The sequence below is a fragment of the Methylobacterium sp. WL64 genome (assembly GCF_008039945.1).
Classification (GTDB): Bacteria; Pseudomonadota; Alphaproteobacteria; order Rhizobiales; family Beijerinckiaceae; genus Methylobacterium.
The window spans coordinates 104,357-127,645 of sequence record NZ_VRVA01000008.1 but is presented as its reverse complement, the minus strand read 5'-3'; the positions used below and the strand labels follow the sequence as shown (position 1 = coordinate 127,645).

General features: G+C 68.6%; 24 protein-coding genes. 16 read left to right on the top strand and 8 right to left on the bottom strand.

Going from position 1 to position 23,289, the window contains the following annotated elements; all coding sequences use genetic code 11:
- Positions 1–601 precede the first annotated feature (601 nt).
- Positions 602–997: a VOC family protein gene (locus FV242_RS06880; protein ID WP_147907578.1), complete on the top strand. Its 396-nt coding sequence runs from the start codon at positions 602–604 to the stop codon at positions 995–997.
- A 140-nt stretch (positions 998–1,137) separates the two neighbouring features.
- Complete coding sequence (locus tag FV242_RS06875; RefSeq protein WP_147938402.1) at positions 1,138–1,725, top strand: histidine phosphatase family protein; 588 nt, start codon at positions 1,138–1,140, stop codon at positions 1,723–1,725.
- Here FV242_RS06875 and FV242_RS06870 read toward each other — a convergent pair whose 3' ends face one another.
- The 5 genes from FV242_RS06870 to FV242_RS06850 all read right to left on the bottom strand — a co-directional run bounded on the left by FV242_RS06870 (position 1,726) and on the right by FV242_RS06850 (position 6,623).
- Entirely contained in the window at positions 1,726–2,442 is a 717-nt protein-coding gene (locus FV242_RS06870) for a hypothetical protein (protein WP_147938401.1), read from the bottom strand.
- Positions 2,443–2,588: 146 nt separating this feature from the next.
- Positions 2,589–3,581, bottom strand: a complete 993-nt coding sequence (locus tag FV242_RS06865) for a nickel/cobalt transporter (protein WP_147938400.1) — start codon at positions 3,579–3,581, stop codon at positions 2,589–2,591.
- Positions 3,572–4,282, bottom strand: coding sequence for a DUF1007 family protein (locus FV242_RS06860; RefSeq protein ID WP_147938399.1), 711 nt, complete (start codon positions 4,280–4,282; stop codon positions 3,572–3,574). The genes FV242_RS06865 and FV242_RS06860 overlap by 10 nt, the downstream gene beginning before the upstream one ends.
- Positions 4,283–4,385: 103 nt before the next feature.
- Positions 4,386–5,303 carry an amino acid ABC transporter substrate-binding protein gene (locus FV242_RS06855; RefSeq protein WP_187278352.1) on the bottom strand — a complete coding sequence of 306 codons (918 nt, stop codon included), beginning with the start codon at positions 5,301–5,303 and terminating at the stop codon, positions 4,386–4,388.
- A 39-nt stretch (positions 5,304–5,342) separates the two neighbouring features.
- Positions 5,343–6,623, bottom strand: coding sequence for a dicarboxylate/amino acid:cation symporter (locus tag FV242_RS06850; RefSeq protein WP_147907583.1), 1,281 nt, complete (start codon positions 6,621–6,623; stop codon positions 5,343–5,345).
- A gap of 244 nt (positions 6,624–6,867) precedes the next feature.
- Between FV242_RS06850 and FV242_RS06845 the strand changes: the two genes are divergently transcribed.
- The 10 genes from FV242_RS06845 (at position 6,868) to FV242_RS06800 (ending at position 16,207) form a co-directional block, all read left to right on the top strand.
- Positions 6,868–7,785, top strand: coding sequence for a branched-chain amino acid ABC transporter permease (locus FV242_RS06845; protein WP_147907584.1), 918 nt, complete (start codon positions 6,868–6,870; stop codon positions 7,783–7,785).
- Positions 7,785–9,194 (top strand): high-affinity branched-chain amino acid ABC transporter permease LivM, encoded by a 1,410-nt coding sequence (gene livM, locus FV242_RS06840; RefSeq protein ID WP_147938398.1) that lies wholly within the window; start codon positions 7,785–7,787, stop codon positions 9,192–9,194. The genes FV242_RS06845 and livM overlap by 1 nt, the downstream gene beginning before the upstream one ends.
- Complete coding sequence (locus tag FV242_RS06835) at positions 9,194–10,123, top strand: ABC transporter ATP-binding protein (RefSeq protein WP_147907586.1); 930 nt, start codon at positions 9,194–9,196, stop codon at positions 10,121–10,123. Before livM ends, FV242_RS06835 begins: the two co-directional genes overlap by 1 nt.
- Complete coding sequence (locus tag FV242_RS06830; protein WP_147907587.1) at positions 10,120–10,917, top strand: ABC transporter ATP-binding protein; 798 nt, start codon at positions 10,120–10,122, stop codon at positions 10,915–10,917. Before FV242_RS06835 ends, FV242_RS06830 begins: the two co-directional genes overlap by 4 nt.
- 5 nt (positions 10,918–10,922) lie before the next feature.
- Positions 10,923–11,291, top strand: a complete 369-nt coding sequence (locus FV242_RS06825; protein WP_147907625.1) for a DUF6867 family protein — start codon at positions 10,923–10,925, stop codon at positions 11,289–11,291.
- Positions 11,292–11,340: 49 nt separating this feature from the next.
- Positions 11,341–12,462 (top strand): branched-chain amino acid ABC transporter substrate-binding protein, encoded by a 1,122-nt coding sequence (locus FV242_RS06820; protein ID WP_147907588.1) that lies wholly within the window; start codon positions 11,341–11,343, stop codon positions 12,460–12,462.
- 384 nt (positions 12,463–12,846) lie between these two features.
- Positions 12,847–13,770: an amino acid ABC transporter substrate-binding protein gene (locus FV242_RS06815; protein ID WP_147907589.1), complete on the top strand. Its 924-nt coding sequence runs from the start codon at positions 12,847–12,849 to the stop codon at positions 13,768–13,770.
- A 77-nt stretch (positions 13,771–13,847) separates the two neighbouring features.
- Positions 13,848–14,570, top strand: a complete 723-nt coding sequence (locus tag FV242_RS06810) for an amino acid ABC transporter permease (protein ID WP_147907590.1) — start codon at positions 13,848–13,850, stop codon at positions 14,568–14,570.
- A 63-nt stretch (positions 14,571–14,633) separates the two neighbouring features.
- A complete protein-coding gene (locus tag FV242_RS06805) occupies positions 14,634–15,326 on the top strand; it encodes an amino acid ABC transporter permease (protein WP_147907591.1) in 693 nt (230 codons plus the stop codon).
- Positions 15,327–15,478: 152 nt separating this feature from the next.
- On the top strand, positions 15,479–16,207 hold the full coding sequence (locus tag FV242_RS06800; RefSeq protein ID WP_147938409.1) for an amino acid ABC transporter ATP-binding protein: 729 nt from the start codon (positions 15,479–15,481) through the stop codon (positions 16,205–16,207).
- A 27-nt stretch (positions 16,208–16,234) separates the two neighbouring features.
- Here the strand turns inward: FV242_RS06800 and FV242_RS06795 are convergent, their stop codons facing one another.
- Positions 16,235–17,254 (bottom strand): gamma carbonic anhydrase family protein, encoded by a 1,020-nt coding sequence (locus tag FV242_RS06795; RefSeq protein ID WP_147938397.1) that lies wholly within the window; start codon positions 17,252–17,254, stop codon positions 16,235–16,237.
- A gap of 143 nt (positions 17,255–17,397) precedes the next feature.
- Between FV242_RS06795 and FV242_RS06790 the strand changes: the two genes are divergently transcribed.
- Positions 17,398–17,868, top strand: coding sequence for a molybdenum cofactor biosynthesis protein MoaE (locus FV242_RS06790; protein ID WP_147938396.1), 471 nt, complete (start codon positions 17,398–17,400; stop codon positions 17,866–17,868).
- Between the two features lie 123 nt (positions 17,869–17,991).
- Here the strand turns inward: FV242_RS06790 and FV242_RS34395 are convergent, their stop codons facing one another.
- On the bottom strand, positions 17,992–18,132 hold the full coding sequence (locus FV242_RS34395; RefSeq protein WP_187193590.1) for a hypothetical protein: 141 nt from the start codon (positions 18,130–18,132) through the stop codon (positions 17,992–17,994).
- Positions 18,133–18,297: 165 nt separating this feature from the next.
- Between FV242_RS34395 and FV242_RS06785 the strand changes: the two genes are divergently transcribed.
- Positions 18,298–19,431 (top strand): AI-2E family transporter, encoded by a 1,134-nt coding sequence (locus FV242_RS06785; protein ID WP_187193589.1) that lies wholly within the window; start codon positions 18,298–18,300, stop codon positions 19,429–19,431.
- Positions 19,432–19,703: 272 nt separating this feature from the next.
- Positions 19,704–20,459, top strand: coding sequence for an SDR family NAD(P)-dependent oxidoreductase (locus FV242_RS06780; protein WP_147907594.1), 756 nt, complete (start codon positions 19,704–19,706; stop codon positions 20,457–20,459).
- A gap of 244 nt (positions 20,460–20,703) precedes the next feature.
- Here the strand turns inward: FV242_RS06780 and FV242_RS06775 are convergent, their stop codons facing one another.
- Positions 20,704–21,936, bottom strand: a complete 1,233-nt coding sequence (locus FV242_RS06775; RefSeq protein WP_147938395.1) for an amidase — start codon at positions 21,934–21,936, stop codon at positions 20,704–20,706.
- Positions 21,937–22,150: 214 nt separating this feature from the next.
- On the opposite strand from FV242_RS06775, the gene FV242_RS06770 reads away from it, so the two are divergent.
- The gene (locus FV242_RS06770) at positions 22,151–23,155 is read left to right on the top strand and encodes an extensin family protein (RefSeq protein WP_147938408.1); all 1,005 of its coding nucleotides are present in this window, start codon (positions 22,151–22,153) and stop codon (positions 23,153–23,155) included.
- Positions 23,156–23,289 lie beyond the last annotated feature (134 nt).

Sequence of the window (23,289 nt, the reverse complement as noted above, 5' to 3'; positions counted from 1 at the left end):
CCGCCGAGGGCGAGGCCGACATCCGCACCGTCGTCGATACCGCGCGCCTCGCAGGCCGCAGTCCCTTCGGCACCATTCTCAAGACCATCGGCGCCTGAAACCAGCCATCAATGGCGTGGGTAATTACCGCCGATCAGAGAGACGACCGTGATCAGCTTGGTCAAGATCTTGAGGTTCGACAGGCGCAGCATGTCTGTTCGGGTCCGTCGGTCTGGGGTCGGGCTGGAGCCCAGGTGAATGCTCCGTGTATCATGATTCTATTAATCTGGCCCTAAGGTCTGCTATTTTTCTGGCACAGGACCAAATTTGAGGTATTATTCGCATAATACAGTTTGAATACAGATGTATTCGCAATTTTAGAACCCGAATATGGCAAAATATATTTGAAAGCGGCTCATTATTGCGCCGATGAGCGCATCATCAATGTGTCAAAAGACTTGAATTTACTTTCAGGGATCAGGAATCAATGTACGGGCGCGGCGCGGCGGTTGTCCGGAGATCGCGTGGGGGTGCAGCGGACGGTCGGCCCTTTCCCCCGGGCCGAGGCGGCGCCACATAGACCGCGTCCCGAATGCTTCGACGATCCCGGAACCGCTGCCGCATGTCCAAGCCCATCCACGCCATGATCCGCGTTCGCGACGAAGAGCGCGCGCGGAGTTACTACGCGCGCGCCTTCGGCTTCGAGGCTGCGGACCGCTACGACTTCGACGATTTCACACTGGTCTACCTGCGCGATCCGGCCTCTCCGTTCGAGCTGGAGCTCACGGTGAACAAGGGCCGCGACACGCCTTACGACCTCGGCGACGGCTACGGCCACATCGCCGTCGTGGTCGACGACGTCGAGGCCGAACACGCCCGCCATCTCCGCGAGGGCTTCCCGGCCACCGACGTGAAGACCCTCAAGCACGGCGACACCGTGCTGGCCCGGTTCTTCTTCGCCACGGACCCGGACGGCTACAAGATCGAGGTCATCCAGCGCGGCGGACGCTTCGCCTAGAGCCGTTCCCGACCGCGTTGCCATCAGGACCGGCGCTAAGTCCCTGATCCAACGCGCTCGCTGACGCCGAACCGGCATCCGCTTTCCGCGGCGCACGCTTGCAACGTCCCGCCTTCCCCCACGCGACACATCCGAGCCACATGCCCGAGACCACCCGCATCGTCTGCATCCGCCACGGCGAATCCACCTTCAACGCCGCCCACCGGCACGGGGGCGGCGATCCCGGCCTGCTCGACGCCCGCCTGACCCCGCGAGGCCAGGCCCAGGCCCGGGACGCGCGGGAGCGACTGAAGGATATCCCGTTCGAGCTGGTGGTGATCTCGCCGCTGACCCGGGCGATCGAGACCGCCGCGATCCTGTTCGGCCAGCACCCGAACCAGCCGCGGGTGCTGGTCGAGGTGCTGCACCGGGAGTGCCAGGAGAGCAGCTGCGACGTCGGCCGGGCCGCCTCCGAGATCGCCGCCGAGTTCCCGCATCTCGATGTCGGCCACCTGCCCGAGGTGTGGTGGCATGCCGAGCCCGGCTGCGAGGTCGGCGGATACCCGGTAGAGCCGCGCCACCTGTTCGACGCCCGCGTGGCCGGATTCCGGGAGTGGCTGCGGGGGCGGCCCGAGACGACGATCGCGGTGGTCGGTCACGGGACGTTCTTCTATCACCTCACCGGCACATTCCTGGAGAACTGCGCCTCCATCGAACTGGACCTCGCCGCCGAGCCCGTCCTAGCCTGATCAGGCCGGGATTCGCGCCCGGGCCGCGTCGAGGCGCGCCCGGGCGCCGATGAGGTCGATCTCCGGCACCTGCCGGCCGATCGCCAGGGCAGCGTCGAGGATCGTGCAGGCCCGCGCCCAGGTGTCCGGCACGAACGGGGCTGCGCCCTCGGCGACCTCGGCGGCACAGCGGGCATCCTCGGCCGCGCGCTGGGCCGCCGTCGCCGTGCGGGCGACCGCCGATTGCAGCGCGCCGTCCCGCCAGCGCCGCATGCGGGCGGATTCCTGCGCCAGCGCGCCGCCCTGCCATTCGGCCGACCGTGCCGCCGCCAGGGCCAGGCTCAGGTCCGGCGCGCCGGCACAGGCCTCGGCATGCTCGGCCATGCCGGCCCGAGCGCAGAGGGGCGCCAGGATCTGCCGGATGCTGTCCAGAGCGAGGCGCCGAGTCCGGGCAGCCTCGACGTCCGGCCGGTCGGCGCTGCCGGACAGCCGCAGCACGAAGGCGATCAATTGGGACCGCGCGTCGTCCGGCATCGCGTCGTTGAGGCCCAGCGCGTAGGCCGCGATCGGCCTGGAGAAGCAGGGTGGGCAATCGGCGCTGGAACGGATCGCCTTGTAAGGCAGCCCGGCGGCCACGATCGCCGCCTCGTTGATGCAGGTTCCGCCATCGGGACCCGGGAAGGGATGCGATCCGGCCAGCAGGCGCCAGTTCAGGATCGTCAGGAAGTCGGCGTGCATCCGCGCTCCTCCGCCTCGAGACGGCAGCGTGACACGCTAAAGCCCTGTTGGCGAGACGATTTCGCTCGCCGGTAAGGGGTTGATCCTGCGACAGCCCGCGCGCTGCCCGGCATCCGCAAACGGGTTTCGACCGTTCGATTGCGGACTCACCCGCCGAGGTTCAGTGCCAGGCCGGACAGCATCGCGACGCCCAGCACCAGCACGAAGGCGGCGGCCACGAGCTCCAGGCCGCCGATGGCCAGCAGACCCGCTTGGCCGCGACCGCCCGCGAGGCGCAGGGCCGCGCGCTTGGCGAAGACTGCGAGGCAGGCCAGGGCCGTGGTGGTCAGCGCGGTGCCCACCGCCATCGCCAGGACAGCCAGGATCCCCGCCCCCGGCATCCCCTGCGAGACCGCGAAGACCAGGATCAGCACCGCTCCGGCGCAGGGCCGCGAGCCCGCCGCCAGGACCACGCCGGCGCGGGCGCGCCAGCTATCCAGGCTGTCGAGGGTCCGGGCGTCGGGCAGGTGGGCGCAGCCGGGTCCGCAGGGCGTCCCGAGCTGGACGAGCCGGCCGGCCTTTCGCCAGGTCAGCGCCAGCCCGACCACGGCGACGAGGGCGAAGCTGGCGGTCTCGATCACGGTTCCGGCCCGGGTCACTCCGGCTGCGGTGGCGTTCAGCACCACGGTGCCGATCCCGACGATCGCCCCCGCGACCAGCGCCTGGAGCAGGGCCGCGCAGGCGCTCAGGGCGCAACCCCGACGCAGGGCCCGCTCGCCTGCCAGGATGTAGCCGGCGATCACCGCCTTGCCGTGGCCGGGGCCGGCGGCGTGGAACACGCCGTACGCGAAGGCCAGGCCGATCAGCGGTGCCCAGTTGCCGCCGCCCTTCAGCGCCATTACGGCGGCGTTGAGGCTGCGGGAGAAGCTCGCCTGCAGGGCCAGGATCACGCCGCCGAGACCCGAGGCGGCCGGGGCCGCCTCGCGGAAGCCGATGCCGAACGGCGAGCGTGTCGGCGGCGCGGCGATCCCGGGGGCGATGAGCCAGGCCAGCCCGGCTGCCACGAGGGCGGCCAGCACCACGGCGGCGGCCATCAGACCCAACCGCAGCCCGAGCCGTCCGTACCGGGGCTGCGCGGCGACGCCGATCCCTACGGACATGCGACCAGGATCCGGCTGGCGAACTGGACTCCGTAGGACGAGGCGGCGGTGAGCGCCTCGAAGAAGGCCTCGGTCATGCCGGGCGAACCGGCTTCGGCGGTCTTGGGCTGCTCCGTCTTCGGACGAGTGACCGTGGCGGCGCAGCCCTGCGGCGCACCCGCGAGGGTGGCCGCGTCCGAGCCCTCCGCGAAGGAGAAGGCGACGAAATACGTTGGGTCGTAGACTTCCAGGGCCGCGACGCCCCTGCCCTGCTGGACCGGCGCCTTGAGCGGCAGCAGAAAGCTCAGCTCCAGCGCCTTGCCCTCAAGGCGCATCGCCGGCTCCTTCGGTTCGGCGAAGGCCTGGTCCTTGCCGCCGACCTTCAGTTTCGTGAAGTAGCCGAACTCGGCGAGGTTCTTGGTGTTCTCGGCCGCGAGCCCAGCCAATTCGTCGGGCGAGAGCGTGCCGTCCTTGTCGGTGTCGAGCCCCTGCGTGACGAAGGCGGTGTATTCGGGATCGAAGCTCCAGGTATCGCGCACGCCCACGAGCTTGCCGTCCTGATAGACGAGCTGCGCCTTCGCGGTGACCCAGACATGGGGATGGGCGGACGCGGGCGTGGCGGCGCAGGCGAGGCCGGCGGCCAGGAGCAGGGCGACGGTCTTCAGGGCCGGCTTCGGCACCGGTTTGGGGACGGGCTTGGGGAAAGGCGCGGCGATCGGCATGGGGCGGCGGCACGCTCGCTGCAGAGAGGGGGGACCACGAGAAACGCGGCCCCTTCCTCATCCGCTGGTTGGGCGAAAGCGAGGCGCAACAGGTCCCGAGACGTCACTCCTGCGCGTCCAGGCCCATCAGCTGAAAACTCGTCCGCAGGTCGTTCGACATCGGGATGTCGAGGCGCTCGCCGTTGGGCAGGCGCTTCAGGAACCAGCGCTCGTAGATCCAGCGCAGCGCGCGCGATTCGGCGAGCCTCGTGAAGGTCTGGGCCACGATCCCGGCGAACTCTGGATCGTCCTTGCGGAACATGATGCCGTACGGCTCGTAGGAGAGCTTGTCGGGCAGGACCGTGTAGTTGGCCCCGTCCTGGCTGTCGGTGGCGATCAGGCCGTAGAGCAGCACGTCGTCGGTGGCGAAGGCGTCCGCCTGACCGGCCTTCACCATGGCGTAGGACGCCGCATGGTCGGGGGCCGTCACGATCTGCGCCTGGATCCTGAGCTTGGCCAGGAGGTCGCGCACCGCCTTCTCGTTGGTGGTGCCGGCCGTGACCACCACGGTCTTGCCGCCGAGGTCCCGGTAGGAGGCCACGCCGGAGCCCTTCTTCACCAATAGCTGCGTCGCGCTGATGTAGTCGACCGGGGAGAAGGCGACGCTCCGGCGCCGCTCGGCGTTGGCGGTGGTCGAGCCGCATTCGAGGTCGATCTTGCCCGAGGTCAGGGCTGGGATGCGCGTCTCCGCGGTGACCGGCTCGTACCGGACCGTCACGGTTCGTCCGATCGCCGCCTGGATGTCGTCGGCAATCTCGCCGCACAGGTCGATGGCGTAGCCGATCGCCCTTGGGCTGCCGTCCCGGTGCTTGCCCTCCACGAAAGAGAACGGCACCGAGCTCTCACGATAGCCGAGCACGATCTCGCCGCGCTCGGCCACCCGCTTCAGGGTGCCGGTGAGCACCTCGACGGCATCGGCGGGGCGCGGGGCGCCCACCAGCGCCAGGGCGAGCACGCCTGCCATGACCAAGCCGAACCGCATCGCCGACATCCCGTGTCCTCCGCGTGACCCCGAGCCGTCCTATTCAGCCGGCGATGGGACCGTGCCGACATGGTCGAGGCGCTGATCGGTGCTGGTGAGCTGGCCCTCCCACTTGGCCACCGCGACGGTGGCGATGCTGTTGCCCAGCACGTTGGTGGCCGAGCGGCCCATATCCAGGAACTGATCGATGCCGATGATCAGCAGCAGGCCGGCTTCGGGGATGTTGAACTGCGCCAGCGTCGCCGAGATCACCACCAGCGAGGCGCGCGGCACGCCGGCCATGCCCTTCGAGGTCACCATCAGCAGGAACAGCATCGTGAGCTGCTGGCCCCAGGTGAGAGGGATGTTGTAGGCCTGGGCGATGAACATCACCGCGAAGGTGCAGTACATCATCGAGCCGTCCAGGTTGAACGAGTAACCCATCGGCAGCACGAACGAGGTGATGCGATTGGGCACGCCGAACTGCTCGAGGTTGGTCAGCATCTTCGGGTAGGCCGCCTCGCTCGACGCGGTCGAGAAGGCGAGCACGAACGGCTCCTTGATCAGGTTGAACAGCCGCATGATGCCGCTGCCGCCGAGCATCAGGAAGCCGACGCCCATCAGCAGCGCCCAGAGCACCGCGAGGCCGGCGTAGAACTCGACCAGGAACTTGCCGTAGGTCACGAGGACGCCGATCCCTTGCGTGGTAATCGTGGCCGCAATGGCCGCGAACACCGCCACGGGGGCGAACAGCATCACGTAGCCGGTCACCTTGAGCATGACGTCGGCCAGGCCCTCGATGCCCTGGGCCAGGAAGTGCCCCTTCTCGCCGAGCGCCGCGAGCGCCACGCCGAAGAAGATCGAGAACACCACGATCTGCAGGATCTCGTTGTTGGCCATCGCCTCCACGGCGCTCTTGGGCACCAGGTGGGTGACGAATTCCTTGAGCGACAGCGAAGCCGCCTTGAGCCCGGTGCCGGCGCCGACATCGGGCAGGGGCAGGTTCAGATTGTGGCCCGGCTGCATAAGGTTGACCAGGATCAAGCCCAGCATCAGCGAGCAGAACGAGGCCCCGACGAACCAGAGCAACGCTTTTCCACCGACCCGGCCGACCGCGGCGGTATCCCCGAGATGGGCGATGCCGACGACAAGTGTCGAGAACACCAGCGGCGCAATGATCATCTTGATCAGGCGGAGGAAGATGTCCGAGACCAGTGCGATATAGCCGGCGATTTCCTTGGCCGTCTGCGGATCCGGCCAGGTGATGCTGCAGGCGTAGCCCACCGCTATCCCAAGCAGCATGCCGATGAAAATCAACGTCGTGAGCCGTGAACCCGACATCGGTACTGCTCCTCGTCGCCGCCCGGGATGGACCAGCATTGATTTTCGTTAACGTGAAGCACGAACTACGCCAGATGCAAGCCCATTCGCGGGGTGTTACTGACTTGGCCGACTGTTTTCCCGGGACGTTCGCCCGGGGTTGAAACCTGTGGCCGACTGGTCGCAGCTGCGGTACGAGACTTGCTCTCCCGGCTTGCCTGCCGTTTCTGCAGGCTGGACCAAAAACCTGCGCCCGCGAGAATACATGGACGTCTTCGTACAACAGCTGATAAACGGGCTTACGCTCGGTTCGATCTACGGTCTGATCGCGATCGGTTACACGATGGTGTTCGGAATTATTGGAATGGTAAACTTCGCCCATGGCGATGTGTTTATGGTGTCTTGCTTCATTGCGCTGATCACCTTCCTTCTCTTGACGACCTGGCTGGGCATTAGTTCGATCGCCCTGGCATTCCTGATCGTCCTCGTGGTCGCCATGGTGCTCACCGCCCTCTGGGGCTGGGCGATCGAGCGGATCGCGTACCGGCCCCTGCGCGGCTCGTTCCGGCTGGCGCCCCTGATCTCGGCGATCGGCGTCTCGATCTTCCTGTCGAACTTCGTCCAGGTGGTGCAGGGCGCACGCAACAAGCCGACGCCGCCGATGCTCTCGGGCGGCATCACGCTGTTCGAGCGCGACGGCTACGCGGTGTTCCTGGCCTACAAGCAGATCCTGATCATGGCGGTCACGGCCGTGCTGCTCACCGGCTTCTGGTATCTCGTGCAGCGGACCCCGTTCGGCCGGGCGCAGCGCGCCTGCGAGCAGGACCGCAAGATGGCCGCCCTGCTGGGCATCGACGTCGACCGGACGATCTCGCTGACCTTCGTGCTCGGCGCCGCGCTCGCGGCCGTCGCCGGGGTCCTCTACCTGATGTACTACGGCGTCGTGTCGTTCTCGGACGGGTTCGTGCCCGGCGTGAAGGCGTTCACCGCGGCGGTGCTCGGCGGGATCGGCTCGCTCCCCGGCGCCGTGCTCGGCGGCCTGATCATCGGGCTGATCGAGACCTTCTGGTCGGCCTACTTCTCCATCGAGTACAAGGACGTCGCCGCGTTCTCGATCCTGGCGATCGTGCTGATCTTCATGCCGTCTGGCATCCTGGGCCGGCCGGAGGTCGAGAAGGTCTGATGGCGAACCCCAACTCCGCGACCACCGCCACCGCGATTCCCGGATCCGCGATGGCCGGCATCCTGCGCGATGCCGCGATCTACGCGCTCGTCGCCTTCGGCCTCTGCGTGCCGATCATCAGCTACCGCACGGAGGCCGGACCCGGCAGCGACCTCCTGCTCCTGCCCCGCTGGGGCCTCGTGGCATCGCTGTGCGCGGCGATCTTCGTCGTCCGCATCCTCCAGCGCCTCGTTCTCCTGCGCCGGGACGCCCGCCGCGCCCTGACCCCCTCCCCGGCCCAGGCCACCGAGGCGGTCCAGGGCGAGCCCGCGGCCGGACAGAAGACCTCGAAGGTCGGCCTGTACCTGTTCGTCGGCATCGCCCTGACCCTGCCGGCGATCGCTGCTGCGGCCACCGGCGGCCTGTCGTCGGCGCGCTACTGGATCGATCTCGGCATCCTGATCCTGACCTACGTGATGCTCGGCTGGGGCCTCAACATCGTGGTCGGCCTCGCCGGCCTGCTCGATCTCGGCTACGTCGCCTTCTACGCCGTCGGCGCCTATTCCTACGCGCTGCTGTCGACCACCTTCGGCCTGTCGTTCTGGATCTGCCTGCCGCTGGCGGGCGTGTTCGCCGGCCTGTGGGGGATGCTGCTCGGCTTCCCCGTGTTGCGCCTGCGCGGCGACTACCTCGCGATCGTGACGCTGGCTTTCGGCGAGATCATCCGCCTCGTCCTGATCAATTGGACGGACGTGACCGGGGGCGGGGCCGGCATCTCGTCGATCCCGCGGGCGACCTTCTTCGGCATCCCGTTCAGCGCCGGCGAGGACGGCTTCGCCGCCCGGTTCGGCATCCCGTACGATTCGATGCACCGGCTGGTGTTCCTCTACTACCTCATCCTGGCGCTGGCCCTGTTCACGAACTTCGTCACCCTGCGCCTGCGCAGGCTGCCGATCGGGCGGGCCTGGGAAGCGCTGCGCGAGGACGAGATCGCGTGCCGCTCACTCGGCATCGACACCACGGCGACCAAGCTCACGGCCTTCGCCCTCGGGGCGGCGTTCGGCGGCATCGCCGGCTCGTTCTTCGCGGTGCGCCAGGGCTTCATCAGCCCTGAGAGCTTCAACTTCCTGGAGAGCGCGATCATCCTGGCAATCGTGGTGCTGGGAGGCATGGGCAGCCAGGTCGGCGTCGCCATCGCGGCGGTGGCCATGGTCGGCGGCCCCGAGATGCTGCGCAACCTCGGCTTCCTCAAAGCCGTCTTCGGTGACGGCTTCGATCCCAACGAGTACCGCCTGCTGCTGTTCGGGCTCGCCATGGTGGCGATGATGGTCTGGCGACCGCGGGGCCTGATCTCGGTGCGCCTGCCCTCCGTGTCATTGGGCGAGCGCCGCGCCGTCTCGGGTGCGCATGTGAGCGAGGGGCACGGCTGATGGCGCTTCATCCGGATCCCCGGGCGCAGGCGCAGGTCTCCGCCCCGCCGGTGCTCGCCGTCGAGCACCTGACCATGCGGTTCGGCGGGCTCACCGCCGTCTCCGGCCTGTCCTTCGAGGCCAGGCGCGGCGACATCACCGCCCTGATCGGCCCGAACGGGGCCGGCAAGACCACGGTGTTCAACTGCATCACCGGCTTCTACAAGCCGACCGAGGGCATGCTCCGGCTCGCCCATGACGACGGCACCACGCACCTGCTGGAGCGGCTGCCGAACCACGCGGTCAACCGCACCGCCCGGGTGGCCCGGACCTTCCAGAACATCCGCCTGTTCCAGGGCATGACGGTGCTGGAGAACCTGCTGGTCGCCCAGCACAAGCCGCTGATGCGCGCCTCCGGCTACACCCTGTTCGGTCTGCTCGGCCTCAAGGGCTACCGGGACGCGCAGGCCGAGGCGATCGAGCGGGCCAAGGCCTGGCTCGACCGGATCGACCTGATGGCGCGGGCCGACGATCCGGCCGGCGCCCTTCCGTACGGCGCCCAGCGCCGGCTGGAGATCGCCCGGGCGATGTGCACCGATCCAGTGCTGCTCTGCCTCGACGAGCCGGCCGCGGGCCTCAACCCGCGTGAATCCGCCGAGCTCAACGCGCTGCTGCGCCACATCCGGGACGCGCACGACACCTCCGTGCTGCTGATCGAGCACGACATGTCGGTGGTGATGGAGATCTCGGATCACGTGGTCGTGCTGGATTACGGCCAAAAGATCGCCGACGGCACCCCGGCCGAGGTGCGGGCGGATCCGAAGGTGATCGCCGCCTATCTGGGCGTCGAGGACGACGAGGTGGAAGCCGTGGAGGCCGAGGTCGGCATCACGGTGCCGCACGGGGACCCGACGCGTCCGGACGTGAACCGCTCGGAGGCTTCGGTATGAGCGTGGCCGGCATCAACGTCCTGGTCGAGGAAACCCGGGCGATCCAGGCGGGGGGCAAGCCCCCGCTCCTCGCGGTGCGCGACGTCTCGACCTATTACGGCAGCGTCGCAGCCCTACGGGGCGTCGATATCGACGTCGCCGACGGCGAGATCGTCACGCTGATCGGCGCCAACGGCGCCGGCAAGTCGACCCTGATGATGACGATCTTCGGCAGCCCCCAGGCGCGCACCGGGACGATCACGTACGACGGGCGCGACATCACCCGGCTGCCGACCCACGAGATCGCCCGGCTCGGCGTCGCGCAATCGCCGGAGGGCCGCCGGGTCTTCCCGCGGATGAGCGTGTTCGAGAACCTCCAGATGGGCGCCTCGCTCCACGGCGAGCGCTACTTCCAGGAGGATCTCGAGAAGGTCTGCACCCTGTTCCCGCGGGTGAAGGAGCGCCTGAACCAGCGCGCCGGCACGATGTCGGGGGGCGAGCAGCAGATGCTGGCCATCGCCCGGGCGCTGATGAGCCGTCCGCGCCTGCTGCTCCTGGACGAGCCGTCGCTCGGCCTGGCGCCGCTGGTGGTCAAGGGCATCTTCGACGCGATCCGGGAGCTGAACCGCACGGACGGCATGACGATCTTTCTGGTCGAGCAGAACGCCTACCACGCCCTGAAGCTCGCCCATCGCGGCTACGTGCTGGTCAACGGTCGCGTCACGTTGAGCGGAACCGGCAGGGCGCTGCTCGACGATCCGAACGTCAAGGCCGCCTATCTGGAAGGGGGCCATACCGGCCCGGTCGGGGCATGAGCATGCTGCAGGGGATCCTGTACGAGGAGGAATCGGCTTGGCTGTTCCTGCTCGTCACCGTGGTGATGGGCGGCTGGGCCGGCTGGATGGCCGCCCGCGCGGTCGCCCGGGGCTGGCGGCCATTCTGGCAATGCGCGCTCGCGCTGCTCCTCGTGGCGGCGGCCGTGCGCTTCATCCACTTCGCATTGTTCTCGGGGACGCTCGTCTCGCTCCATTACTACGCGATCGACGCGACCGTCGTCATGATCATCGGTGCGGCCGGCTTCCGGTTCACGCGGACGCGCCAGATGACGAGCCAGTACCGCTGGCTCTACGAAAGAACCTCACCGCTGACGTGGCGCACGCGGGATTCCGTGGCGGACGGGGGACGGTGAGTTCGGCCGGATCCGCACAGGCGGACCTGTAATCTAGGGGATGTTAGCGATGAGATCGTTTCTGCTCGCCGGGCTCGCTCTCGGTGCAATGATCGCCGCGGCGCAGGCGGCCGAGGTCAAGCTCGGCATCGCGGCGCCGATTACCGGCAACAGCGCCGCCATCGGCGTCCAGTTCAAGAACGGCGCCAGCCAAGCCGTCGACGACATCAACAAGGCCGGCGGGATCAAGGGCACGACCCTGACGGTCCTGATCGGCGACGATGCCTCCGACCCCAAGCAGGGCGTCTCGGTGGCCAACAAGTTCGCCAGCGACGGCGTCAAGATGGTGGTCGGGGACTACAATTCCGGCGTGTCGATCCCGGCCTCCGACGTCTACCTCGACGCCGGAATCATCCAGATCACCCCGGCCTCGACCAACGTGAAGTTCACCGAGCGCGGGATGTGGAACACCTTCCGCACCTGTGGCCGCGACGACCAGCAGGCTGCGGTGGCGGGCGCCTATCTGGTGGCCAACTATAAGGATAAGAAGATCGCCTTCGTCCACGATAAGACCCCCTACGGCAAGGGTCTGGTCGACGAGACCCAGATGGTGCTCAAGGCCAAGGGCGTGAAGCCGGTGATCTTCGAGGGCATCAACCCCGGTGAGAAGGACTACTCGGCCCTCGTCTCGAAACTGAAGTCGGCCAACGTCGACATCGTCTATTTCGGCGGCTACTACACCGAGGCCGGTCTGATCCTGCGCCAGATGCGCGACCAGGGCCTCAAGGCCACGTTGATGGGCGGCGACGGCATGGTCGACCGCGAGCTGGTGGCGATCGCCGGTCCGGCCGCCGAGGGCACGCTGACCACCTTCCCGCCGGATGCCCGCAAGAACCCGAACGCCAAGGCCGCCCTGGCCGCGTTCAAGGCCAAGAACATCGATCCCGAGGGCTACACGCTCTATTCCTATGCCTCCGTCCAGGTGCTCGCCAAGGCGATGGCCGAGACCGGATCCACCGACGGCAAGAAGCTCGCCGAGTGGTTGCACCAGGGCAAGCCGGTCGACACGGTTGTCGGCCCGATCGCGTACGACAAGAAGGGCGACATCACCCGGCCGGACTACGTCCTGTACGAGTGGAAGAAGGGCGCCGATGGCAAGATCGACTACACCGGCAACGAACTGACCAAGTAATCTGCATCCAATCCGGGCCGACGCCGCCTCGCACGCGTGCGGGGCGGCGTCGGCGTTTCCGGAACGGTGGATTCGTCAGCCTTAATTGTTCTTCCCGCCGCGCTACCCGGTGCGTACGCTCAAGAATTGTGCATGATGCCGGCGGCACGCGGGCCGGCAGGCTGCCGCGACCTGCCGGGGGAGGCCGAATGACGGCGGCGGGACACGCAACCGGGGACGCTCGCGCGACGGTGGCGGCCGGTCGTACGTCGTCCGCCACAGACCTGCGCGGCGTTGCAGCCCAGCTTCCGGCACCATCATTGCAAAGGCGTCGCCCGAGCGGGCGGGGCCGAGCGCCGAGCCGCCAGCCGATCCCGTTCGACCCGATCCAGGAGTTCCGTACCGATGCAGTCTGATATCGCTCGCCGTGGCCTTGCCGCGGCGCTCGGCCTGAGCCTCGCCCTGGCCCCCCTCAGCCTGCGGGCCGAGGATCTGACCGGTACCCTCAAGAAGGTGAAGGACAACGGCGCCATCGTCATCGGCTACCGCGACGCCTCCGTGCCGTTCTCCTATCTCGGCGGCGACCAGAAGCCGGTCGGCTACGCGATGGAGATCTGCTTCAAGATCGCCGACGCCGTGAAGGCCAATCTGGGCCTCCCGAACCTCGAGGTTAAGCTCAACCCGGTCACCTCCGCCACCCGCATCCCGCTGATGGCGAACGGAACGATCGACCTCGAGTGCGGTTCGACGACGAACAACGCCGAGCGCGAGAAGCAGGTGTGGTTCACCAACTCGCACTTCCTGACCGCGACCCGCTACGTCTCGAAGAAGTCGGCCAACCTGCACACGATCGAGGACCTGAAGGGCAAGACCGTTGTGTCGACCTCCGGCACCACGAACATCAAGCAGATCAACGAGGCCAACACCGAGCGGAAGCTCGGCCTGACGATCCTGCCGGCCAAGGACCATGCCGAGGCGTTCCTGATGGTCGAGACCGGCCGCGCCGTGGCGTTCGTGATGGACGACGTGCTGCTCGCCTCGCTGGCCGCCTCCTCCAAGGACCCGTCGGCCTACGAGATCTCCACCGAGGCCCTGTCCAAGCCCGAGCCCTACGGGATCATGGTGCGCAAGGACGACACGGCGTTCAAGAAGGTCGCCGACGAGGCCACCGCCAAGCTCTATACGAGCCCCGAGGGCAAGGCGCTCTACGACAAGTGGTTCACCCAGCCGATCCCGCCGCGCAACATCAACCTCAACCTGCCGATGAGCGCGGAGATGAAGAAGCAGTTCACGACGCCGATCGCCAGCCCCGATCCGGCGGCCTACTGAGAGCCGTCCAGCGTGACGCGCACCGCGGGGCCCTGCCCTGCGGTGCGCCTTCATAAGATCAGGGCAGAACCAGCGCGATGAACTACAATTGGAACTGGCGCATCTTCTTCGATGCCTCGCCCGAGGGCACGGGCACCTATCTCGACATGCTGCTCTCCGGGCTCATGTGGACGATCGCCACCGCCCTGTGCTCATGGGTCATCGCGTTCTTCCTCGGCTCCCTGATCGGTGTGCTGCGCACGCTGCCGTCGAAGACCGCCAACGCGATCGGCACGACCTATGTCGAGCTGTTCCGGAACGTCCCGCTGCTGGTGCAGATGTTCCTCTGGTACTTCGTGCTGCCCGAGGTGGTGCCGACGCAGTTCGGCGACGCGATCAAGCAAATGCCTGACGCGCCGTTCTACACCGCGGTGGTGTGCCTGGGCTTCTTCACCGCCTCGCGGGTGGCCGAACAGGTCCGGGCCGGCATCCAGTCGCTGCCGCGTGGCCAGAACATGGCCGGCACCGCGATGGGCTTCACGGTCTACCAGACCTACCGGTACGTCCTGCTGCCGAACGCCTACCGGATCATCCTGCCGCCGATGACCTCGGAATTCCTGAACAACCTCAAGAATACCTCCGTGGCCCTGACGATCGGCCTCCTGGAGCTGACCGCTCGCGCCCGCTCGATGCAGGAATTCTCGTTCCAGGTGTTCGAGGCGTTCACGGCGGCGACGCTGCTGTACGTGATCGTCAACCTCGTGGTCGTCACCGCGGCGACCTACCTGGAGCGCGCCGTCGCGATCCCCGGCCAGCGCTGAGGCGCCGGCCCCGCCCCCGATTTCCCCGATCCGCCGGCGCTCGGCCACCGCGAACAGGTTCCGATGCTCTCGAATTTCGATTTCAACGTCATCCTCTCGTCCCTGCCCTACCTGTTCGGGCAGGGCATGGTCTTCACGGTGACGCTCACCGCCATGGCGGCGGTCGGCGGCGTGATCATCGGCACGCTGCTGGCGATGGCCCGGCTCTCGAGCGTGCCGGGCCTCAGCCACCTCGCCAAGGGCTATGTCGAGCTGTGCCGCTCGCTGCCGCTGGTGCTGGTGATCTTCTGGTTCTACTTCCTGGTACCGTATATCGGCGCCTACGTGACCGGCGCCTCGACCCCGATCCAGGTCGGCGCCTTCCCGTCGGCGCTGATCACCTTCATGGCCTTCGAGGCGGCCTACTTCTCCGAGATCATGCGGGCCGGCATCCAGTCGATCCCGAAGGGACAGACCGGGGCGGCCCTGGCGCTCGGGATGAACTACTGGCAGACCATGGCCAACGTCGTCCTGCCGCAGGCCTTCCGCAACATGCTGCCGCTTCTGCTGACGCAGACCGTGGTGCTGTTCCAGGATACTTCCCTGGTCTACGTGCTCTCGCTCACCGACTTCATGGGCGCCGCCTCGAAGGTGGCACAGCGCGACGGCCGCCTCGTCGAGATGTATATCTTCGCCGCCATCGTCTACTTCGTGATCTGCTTCACGGCCTCGTTCCTGGTGCGTCGCCTGCAGCGCCGCGTCGCCATCATCCGCTGACCGACACTGGAGTCCGCGCCATGACCTCGACCCCGATGCCGGCCCCGTCCGTCAAGGAACCCGTCGCCGACGCCGCCCACGCGCCTCGCGATGCCGGGCTGCAGCCGGGCGCCCTCGTCTCCGGCGTACCGGACGCGGCCCCCGGCGGGACGATGATCTCGATCGACGCCATCAGCAAATGGTACGGCGACTTCCAGGTGCTGACCAACTGCTCCACCAAGGTCGCCAAAGGAGAGGTCGTGGTGGTCTGCGGCCCCTCGGGTTCGGGCAAGTCGACACTGATCAAGTGCGTCAACGCCCTCGAGCCGTTCCAGAAGGGCCAGATCACCGTCGCCGGCACCAAGGTGATCGACAAGTCGACCAACCTGCCCAAGTTGCGCTCCCGGGTCGGCATGGTGTTCCAGCATTTCGAGCTGTTCCCGCACCTGTCGATCACCGAGAACCTCACCATCGCCCAGCGCAAGGTCCTGGGGCGCGGCGCCGAGGACGCGAAGAAGCGCGGCCTCGACCTGCTGGCCCGGGTGGGCCTGAGCGCCCAGGCGGACAAGTTCCCGGGCCAGCTCTCGGGCGGTCAGCAGCAGCGCGTGGCGATCGCCCGGGCGCTCGCCATGAACCCGGTGGTGATGCTGTTCGACGAGCCGACCTCGGCGCTGGATCCCGAGATGGTCGGCGAAGTGCTCGACGTGATGGTCGAGCTCGCCAAGGAGGGCATGACCATGATGGTCGTGACCCACGAGATGGGCTTCGCCCGCAAGGTCGCCGACCGGGTGATCTTCATGGACCGCGGCGAGATCGTCGAGGATGCCGGGAAGGAGGACTTCTTCGGCAGCCCCCGCTCCGAGCGCGCCCAGACCTTCTTGTCGAAGATCTTGCAGCACTGAGCGTTCCGGCCGTATTGGGCCGCACCGTCAGGCCAGGTCCGCCTGCGCGGCCCGATACTCCCGCCCGTGCTGGCAATAGCCCTCGACGATGCGGATCATCATCGCGCGCTTCTCGGCGTCGAGCGGCGCGAGGATCCGGGCCGGGCGGCCGCCCCAGAGATAGCCGGCCTCCAGGATCTGGCCAGGATCGGTGGTGGCGCCGGCCGCCAGCATGACGTCGTCGGCGATCAGCGTGCCGGGGGCGACCGTGGCGCCGATGCCGATCAGGGCCCGCGCGCCGATCCGGCAATCGGCGATCCGAACGTTGTGGGCGATGGTCGTGTCGCGCCCGATCACGACCCCCTCGGCTCGGCTGCGGATCGTCGTGTTGTCCTGGATGTTGGTGTCGGCCCCGACCACGATCGGCCCGGCCTCGGCGTTGAGATCGCACGAGAACAGGACGCTGACGCCGGCCCCCAGGCTCACCCGTCCACGCAAGCGCGCCGTCCGAGCCACGAACACGCTGTCCTCCACCTCCGGGGGGAGCCCAGGTTCGACGGATGCCCCGTCGCCCATCCGCTCGCGCAGGCGCTCGGCGCGCTCGGCGACCTCGTCCGGGCCGACCGGCCGGCTCGGCCGCGCCGGGCTGCCGGCATAGGCGTATCCACCCGCGAGCCTCATGCGCGGGAACACGGTTGCACCCGCCTCGATCACCGCGGTGTCGCCGATCTCGGCGCCGTCGAGGATCACGACGTCGTCCTCGATCACGACGTCGGAGCCGATCGTGCAGGCATGCACGACGCTGTTGCGCCCGACCGTGACCCGGTCGCCGACCTGCGTCGCGTGGGTGAGCGTGGCGATGTGCACCGTCGAGCGGTGGCCGAGCCAGAACCTGTCCCCGAGGGTGATGGCCTGCCCGTCGGCGCGGATCACCGCCTCGTCGCCGATCCAGGCCTGCGCGCCGATCCGGGCGGCGCCGATCACCGTGCTGCCGCGCCCGCACCAGACCGGGCGGCTCGCGAAATCCGGCAGGACGCCCGCGTAGGGCAGGATCAGGTCGGGGGTCACACGGTCATCCTTCTCCGCCGATCACGCCCGCGACCGGGGCGAATGCGACTTCACGTGCCATATAGAGGCGCGGCCGGGTGTGACAGGCGTGGGACCGGCACGCGCCGCCTGAGGATCGTCGGACGAGGATGTTGGACCGCAGCATGAGCGCCCCCGCACCGAGCGTCGCCATCCAGGCCGAACCGTTCGACACCGCCGCCGAGATCGCCCGGGTGAGCGCCGAACTCGGCGGCCGGGCCGGGGCGGTCGTCACCTTCACGGGCCTGTGCCGGGACGAGGCCGGCCGGCTCGCGGCGCTCGAACTCGAACATTATCCGGGCATGGCGGAGGCGGAGATCCTCCGGGTCGCCGAGGACGCCGTCGCCCGCTGGCCGCTTCAGGCGCTGCGGGTGATCCATCGCCACGGACGCGTGTGTCCAGGCGACGGCATCGTACTGGTGGTGACCGCCTCCAGCCACCGGGTCGCGGCTTTCGAGGCGGCGAATTTCCTGATGGACTACCTGAAGACCCGTGCGCCGTTCTGGAAGCGCGAGCACCTGGCCGACGGCACCGTCGGCGGCTGGGTCGAGGCCGCCGCCCACGACGACGCGGCGGCCGAGCGCTGGAGACAATAGACCCCGCGCCGTCCAGTCATTCCCCAACAGCCTTTCCCGGGCACATGCTGCGTCAGCGGAATGCGGCCCGTGACCCAGCGCGGGACGACTCGGAGCGCTCGCCGTTTCGCGCCAGAACACGCCCTACAGGATCGCGTTGAGCAGCACCGCCGCCAGGGCGCCCGCGACGGCGAGGCCGAGGATGACCACGCTGCTGACCTGGTCGCCCGTATCCACGGTCCGGCCGGGGCCGAGGGAATGGGTGTGGGGCTCGTTGCTGCTCACGCGGTCTCTCCTGGATGCGTCCGGCTCCCGGCGGGAGCGCTTGCGTGGGCGGACAACGCGCGAAAGGCCGTCCGGTCTCGTCCGGCCGCACACAAGCTTGGTACGGCGCCACCCTTGACCCCGGCCGGTCAGGGGCGTTCGTGAGCCCGCCACGCAGGAGCAATGATGACGGACGGTCAATCTCGGGAGTTGGACGGCCCGGTCGGGCCCTGGCGCGGAGCCTTGCCGCTGGCGGCTTCGGGAATCGCCGTCGTCTGCTTCGTCGCGGCGCTGGCGCTGGCCTGGATGTCGGTGGGCACGCTCCTGCTGATCTTCGCAGGCGTGCTGCTCGGCGTGTTCCTCGACGGCCTGACCCGGGGGCTCGGCCACGTTCTGCCCCTGCCCCGGGGCTTGCGCCTGACGATCGCCAGCCTCGCGGTCGCCGTCGGGGTGATCGGCTTCGCATCCTACGGCGGAGCCACCATCGTGCAGCAGGGCCGCGATCTCGGAACCACGATCAAGAATCAGGCCGGCACGGTGTCGAGCTGGCTGTCCGAGCGCGGTATCGACGTGCCGAGCTTGGCGCCGAAGGACGGCTCGGCCGAGCCAGGCCAGAAGGAGGGCGGCCTCGGCGGACTCGCCAACGGCCTGCTCAAGAGCAGCAGCTCGATCGTCTCCGACGCGGGCAGCGTCCTTGGGCCGGCGGCGGCCGTGATCCTCGGCTTGTTCGATGCCCTGGGCAACCTGCTGGTGATCGCGTTCCTGGGGCTCGCCTTCGCGGCCGACCCGGAGGCCTACCGGGACGGGGTGCTGCGGTTCGTGCCGCCGAAGAAGCGGCGGCGCGCCGCCAAGGTGCTGGACGGTGCGGGCGAAACCCTGCGGCACTGGCTGTTCGGCCAGCTGATCATCATGGCGGTGATCTTCGTCTGCACCTGGGCCGGGCTGGCCTTCCTGGGGATCGGCGGCGCGCTGATCCTCGGCCTCCAAGCCGGGCTGCTGGCCTTCGTGCCGACCGTGGGACCTCTGGTGGCGGGCATCGTGATCATCCTGGCGGCCCTCGCCTCGGGCCTCAAAGCGGTGATCGGCGCCGTCGGCGTCTATCTGGCGGTGCAGTGCCTGGAGAGCTACGGCCTGACGCCGTTCATCCAGAAGCGCGCTCTGGACATACCTCCGGCTACGATCTTCGCCGGCCAGCTCATCCTCGGCGTGATCTTCGGCCTCTGGGGCATCGCCCTGGCGCTGCCGCTGATGGCGGTAATCAAGGTGCTACTGGAGCAGCTCTACGTGGAGGACACGCTGCACGAGGATCCGAGCAGTTGAGGCGCATAGCCTGAGGCGCGGGGTCGCGAGCCCGAACATGCCCGGTTTGGCCGTGACCTTGTCTCGGAGGGTGGTTTGTGGACGGTCCGCTTGCGAACCGAACACTGCCATCACGCCCGCTCACGACCGAAGCAGCTGCCCCGAATGTCTGCACTTGGATGCGGCAACTTTGGTATCCGAAGCCGACGACAGCGCCGCGCCTTGGGCCATTGCGGCGATCACGCGGTCGCCACGGGCCCGAGACCGCTTGGCCGTGGGATGGAGGATAATCCTTGAGCCAGCGCCCTGAGGATGAGCCGCCCGTCGCCCTCGTGACCGGGTCCACGTCCGGCATCGGGGCGGCGATAGCGCGTCGGCTGTCCAGCGATGGCTACGCGGTCGTGTTGCACTCGCGCAAGTCTGCGGAGACGGGACACGCGCTAGCCGCCGAACTCGGGAGGGCCGCATACGTCCAGGCCGATCTGGCCGATGACGCCGACAGGGTCAAGCTGGTGCGGCAGGCCATCGCCTTCTGGGGGCGTCTCGATGTCTTGGTCAACAACGCAGGCATCAGCCGGGTCATCCCTCACGCCGATCTCAAGGCCGCCTCGCCAGCCGTCTGGCACGAGTTGCACGAGGTCAACGTAGTGGCGCCGTTTCGCCTCGTGGCAGAAGCCGAAACCGCTTTGCGGGACGCCGCGCGGCGAGGTCGTTCAGCGTGTGTTGTCAACATCAGCTCGCACGCGGGGATCAGACCCAAGGGGGCATCGATCCCCTATGCCGCATCGAAGGCGGCGTTGAATCACATGACCCGCCTGCTCGCCGTATCGTTGGCGCCGGACATTCGTGTGAATGCCGTTGCTCCCGGGTTAGTGGATACACCCCTGACAGCCGATTGGACTGCTGCCCAGGCGCTCTGGCGGGAGCGGTCGCCCATGCGCCGCGCTGCCAAGCCGGAGGATATCGCCCAGGCCGTCGCACTGCTGGCGGCCTCGGACTATCTTACCGGGGAAATCTTGCTGTCGGATGGAGGTTTGAACCTCACGTAGCGGGCGTGGAGCCAAGGTCCGCCTTCGAGGCCTGGGGTGGAGACCGCTCACCACCCTGAGCCGAAGTTGCCTGACGACCGGCGAATGTCCGCTCTTGGGAAGCGCCTATGGTCGACCATGCGGCTAGGTCGGGTCGATATCAGCCAATGCGTAGGCGAGACCGGCATCCGGACCCACGGACGAGTCCGGCCGCGTTCGCCCGTAGGTCCAAATTCCTGGCCCTTCCATCCGCGCTGCCGACGCGTCACCCACGCAGCGCGTCCTCGATCATCCGCGCCACCGCCAGGGCCCGGGCATCGTCGCCGAAGCGGCCGATCACCTGCACGCCCACCGGCAGGCGGTCGCCCGGCACCGGTACGTTCACGCAGGGCACGCCCATCAGGGTCCAGAGCTGGTTGAAGCGCGGGTCGCCCGTCGAGGCCAGGGTCGCGGGGGCCGGGCCCGGCGCCGAGAAGGTGAGGATCGCGTCGCACTCGGCGAACAGGCCCTTGAGCACCCGGCGGGCCCGGTGGCCGTGGCGGCGGGCCTCGTCGTACTCCGCGGCGCCGATCGCCGCGCCGGCGTCGAGATGCTCACGGACCCGCGGCGGCAGCGCGTCGCGCTGGCCGTCGTACTCCCAGGCCAGCGCCAGCCGGCCCTCGTAGTTCTGGATGATCCGGTGGCGCTCCCAGGCGAGCGCCAGCTCTGCCGGCAGCGTCAGGTCGGTGACCTGTGCACCGGACCGCTCGGCCGCCCGCCGGGCGCGGTCCAGCGCCGCCTCGGCGGCGGGCTCCGGCGCCTCGGCGAAATCCTGCCGCACGAGGCCGATCCGTGGCGCCGAGCCGGTCTCGGCCCGGTCGATCTCCGGTCGCCCGGTGACCAGCGCCAGCGCGTGGACGACGTCCGCGACGCCGGCTGCGAACAGCCCGACCGTATCGAGCGCCCAGGAATACGTCTTGACCCCGACCGTCGGAATCAGCCGGAACGACGGCTTCACCGCCGCGCAGCCGCAATAGCTCGCCGGCCGGATCACCGAGCCGGCCGTCTGCGTGCCGAGCGCCAAGGGCAGCATCCCGGCACCCACCGCGGCGGCCGAGCCCGCCGAGGATCCGCCCGGGGTGTGGCCGGGATCGTGCGGGTTGACGGTCGCGGTCGGGTCGCTGCTGGCGAAGGCCGTGGTGGTGGTCTTGGCGAGCGCCACGGCGCCAAGGCTCTTCAGACGCGCCACCACCGAGGCATCGCCCCGGGGCTGCCAGCCGGCGTACAGCGACGAACCCATCTGCGTCGGCAGGCCGGCGCTGTCGATGATGTCTTTCACGCCCACCGCGATGCCGGCGAGCGGTCCGGACTCCGGGATGGCCGGGTTGTCGTCCAGGGTGACCAGCGCCCGCAGCTCCGGCTCCCGCGCGGCGATGGCCGCGCGGCACAGATCGATCGCGCCCGAAGGCGTCAGGGTGCCGGCTTCGATGCGGGCGCGGAGGTCGAGGATTGAAAGCATCTTGTATTCAGTCCGCGGTCGACGGGCTCTGTCAACTCGATCCCTCACCGCCGGTGTGAATACGGGTTCGGCGCATGGGCGCCCGTCCCACCGACGATTTGGCACCGCTCCCGATCAGACGCCGACAGGGCGCAATCCGCAAAAACCACAGGCCGCGCCAATCCCGAATCGCCGTTGACGAACGCTTTACGCGACCGTGCGCATCGTCCGCGTCATGTGGCGTGGCGTATCCCTGTTCTCCGCCCTGGCGCTGTTCGGCGCGGGGCTCACCGCTTGCTCGATCAACCGGTTCGAGCGGCGCGACCCGTGGCGCGACCAGGCGGAGCAAGTCTGCCTGGCGAAGAAGTTGGTCGAGCCGACCGAGTTCATCACGCCGATCGCGGCGATGGATGGGCCCGGCCCGTGCGGCATGCAGCAGCCCTTCCGGGTGACGCGGCTCGCCGGCGGCACGGTTGTGATGAAGCAGCGTATGACGCTGGGTTGCCCGGCGCTCGCCGAGGCCGAGGCCTGGCTCGCCGACACGATCCAACCCGCCGCGAACCTGTATTTCGGCGTGCCCGTGGCCGAGATCAACGCCGGCTCGTATTCCTGCCGGGGGCGCAACAACCAGCCCGGTGCGAAGCTCTCCGAGCACGGTTTCGGCAACGCGATCGACGTGATGTCGATCAAGCTCGCCGACGGCCACGTCATCACCGTCAAGGGCGGCTGGCGCGGTACCGAGGCCGAGCAGGGCTTCCTGCGCGAGATCTTTCTGGGCGCCTGCCAGCGCTTCACCACGGTGCTGGCGCCGGGCTCGAACGTGTTCCACTACGACCACATCCACGTCGACCTCGCCCGGCACGACCCGCGCGGCCTGAAGCGGATCTGCCAGCCGTTCATTAAGTTCACGCCCCAGCTCGGGAGCGGGGCCGAGCGGCCCCTGTCGCGCCCGCTGCCGCCGCCGCGCCAGCCGGCCGCGCCGCAGGCCCCGGTGGATATCGAGGAGGACGATCCCTACGGCGTCTCGCCGATGTCGAAGGCTGCGAGTCCGACGCAGGTCGCCCGCGCCCCGGCGCGCCTGCCCGCGGCCTCGGCCTACACCTCCGCGCCGCCGGTCCGCCCCGCACCCCGGATCGCAGCTGCCCCCCGAGTCGCCGCCGCCCCGGAGGAGTCGGTGCAGGATTACGACGAGCCACTGCAGCTCGGTGCGCCGCCGCCGAGCACGGGGCCGATCTACTGAGTCGACCGGTCTCCGCCGTGCCTCGGTAGGCCCCGACCTGTAGCGGCTGCGCCGCACAGATCGGTTAAAGCGTCCCGGATCGTGCGCAAGAGCTTGACTGGCGGCGCAGCCGAGCCATCGTCTCGCGCATGCAG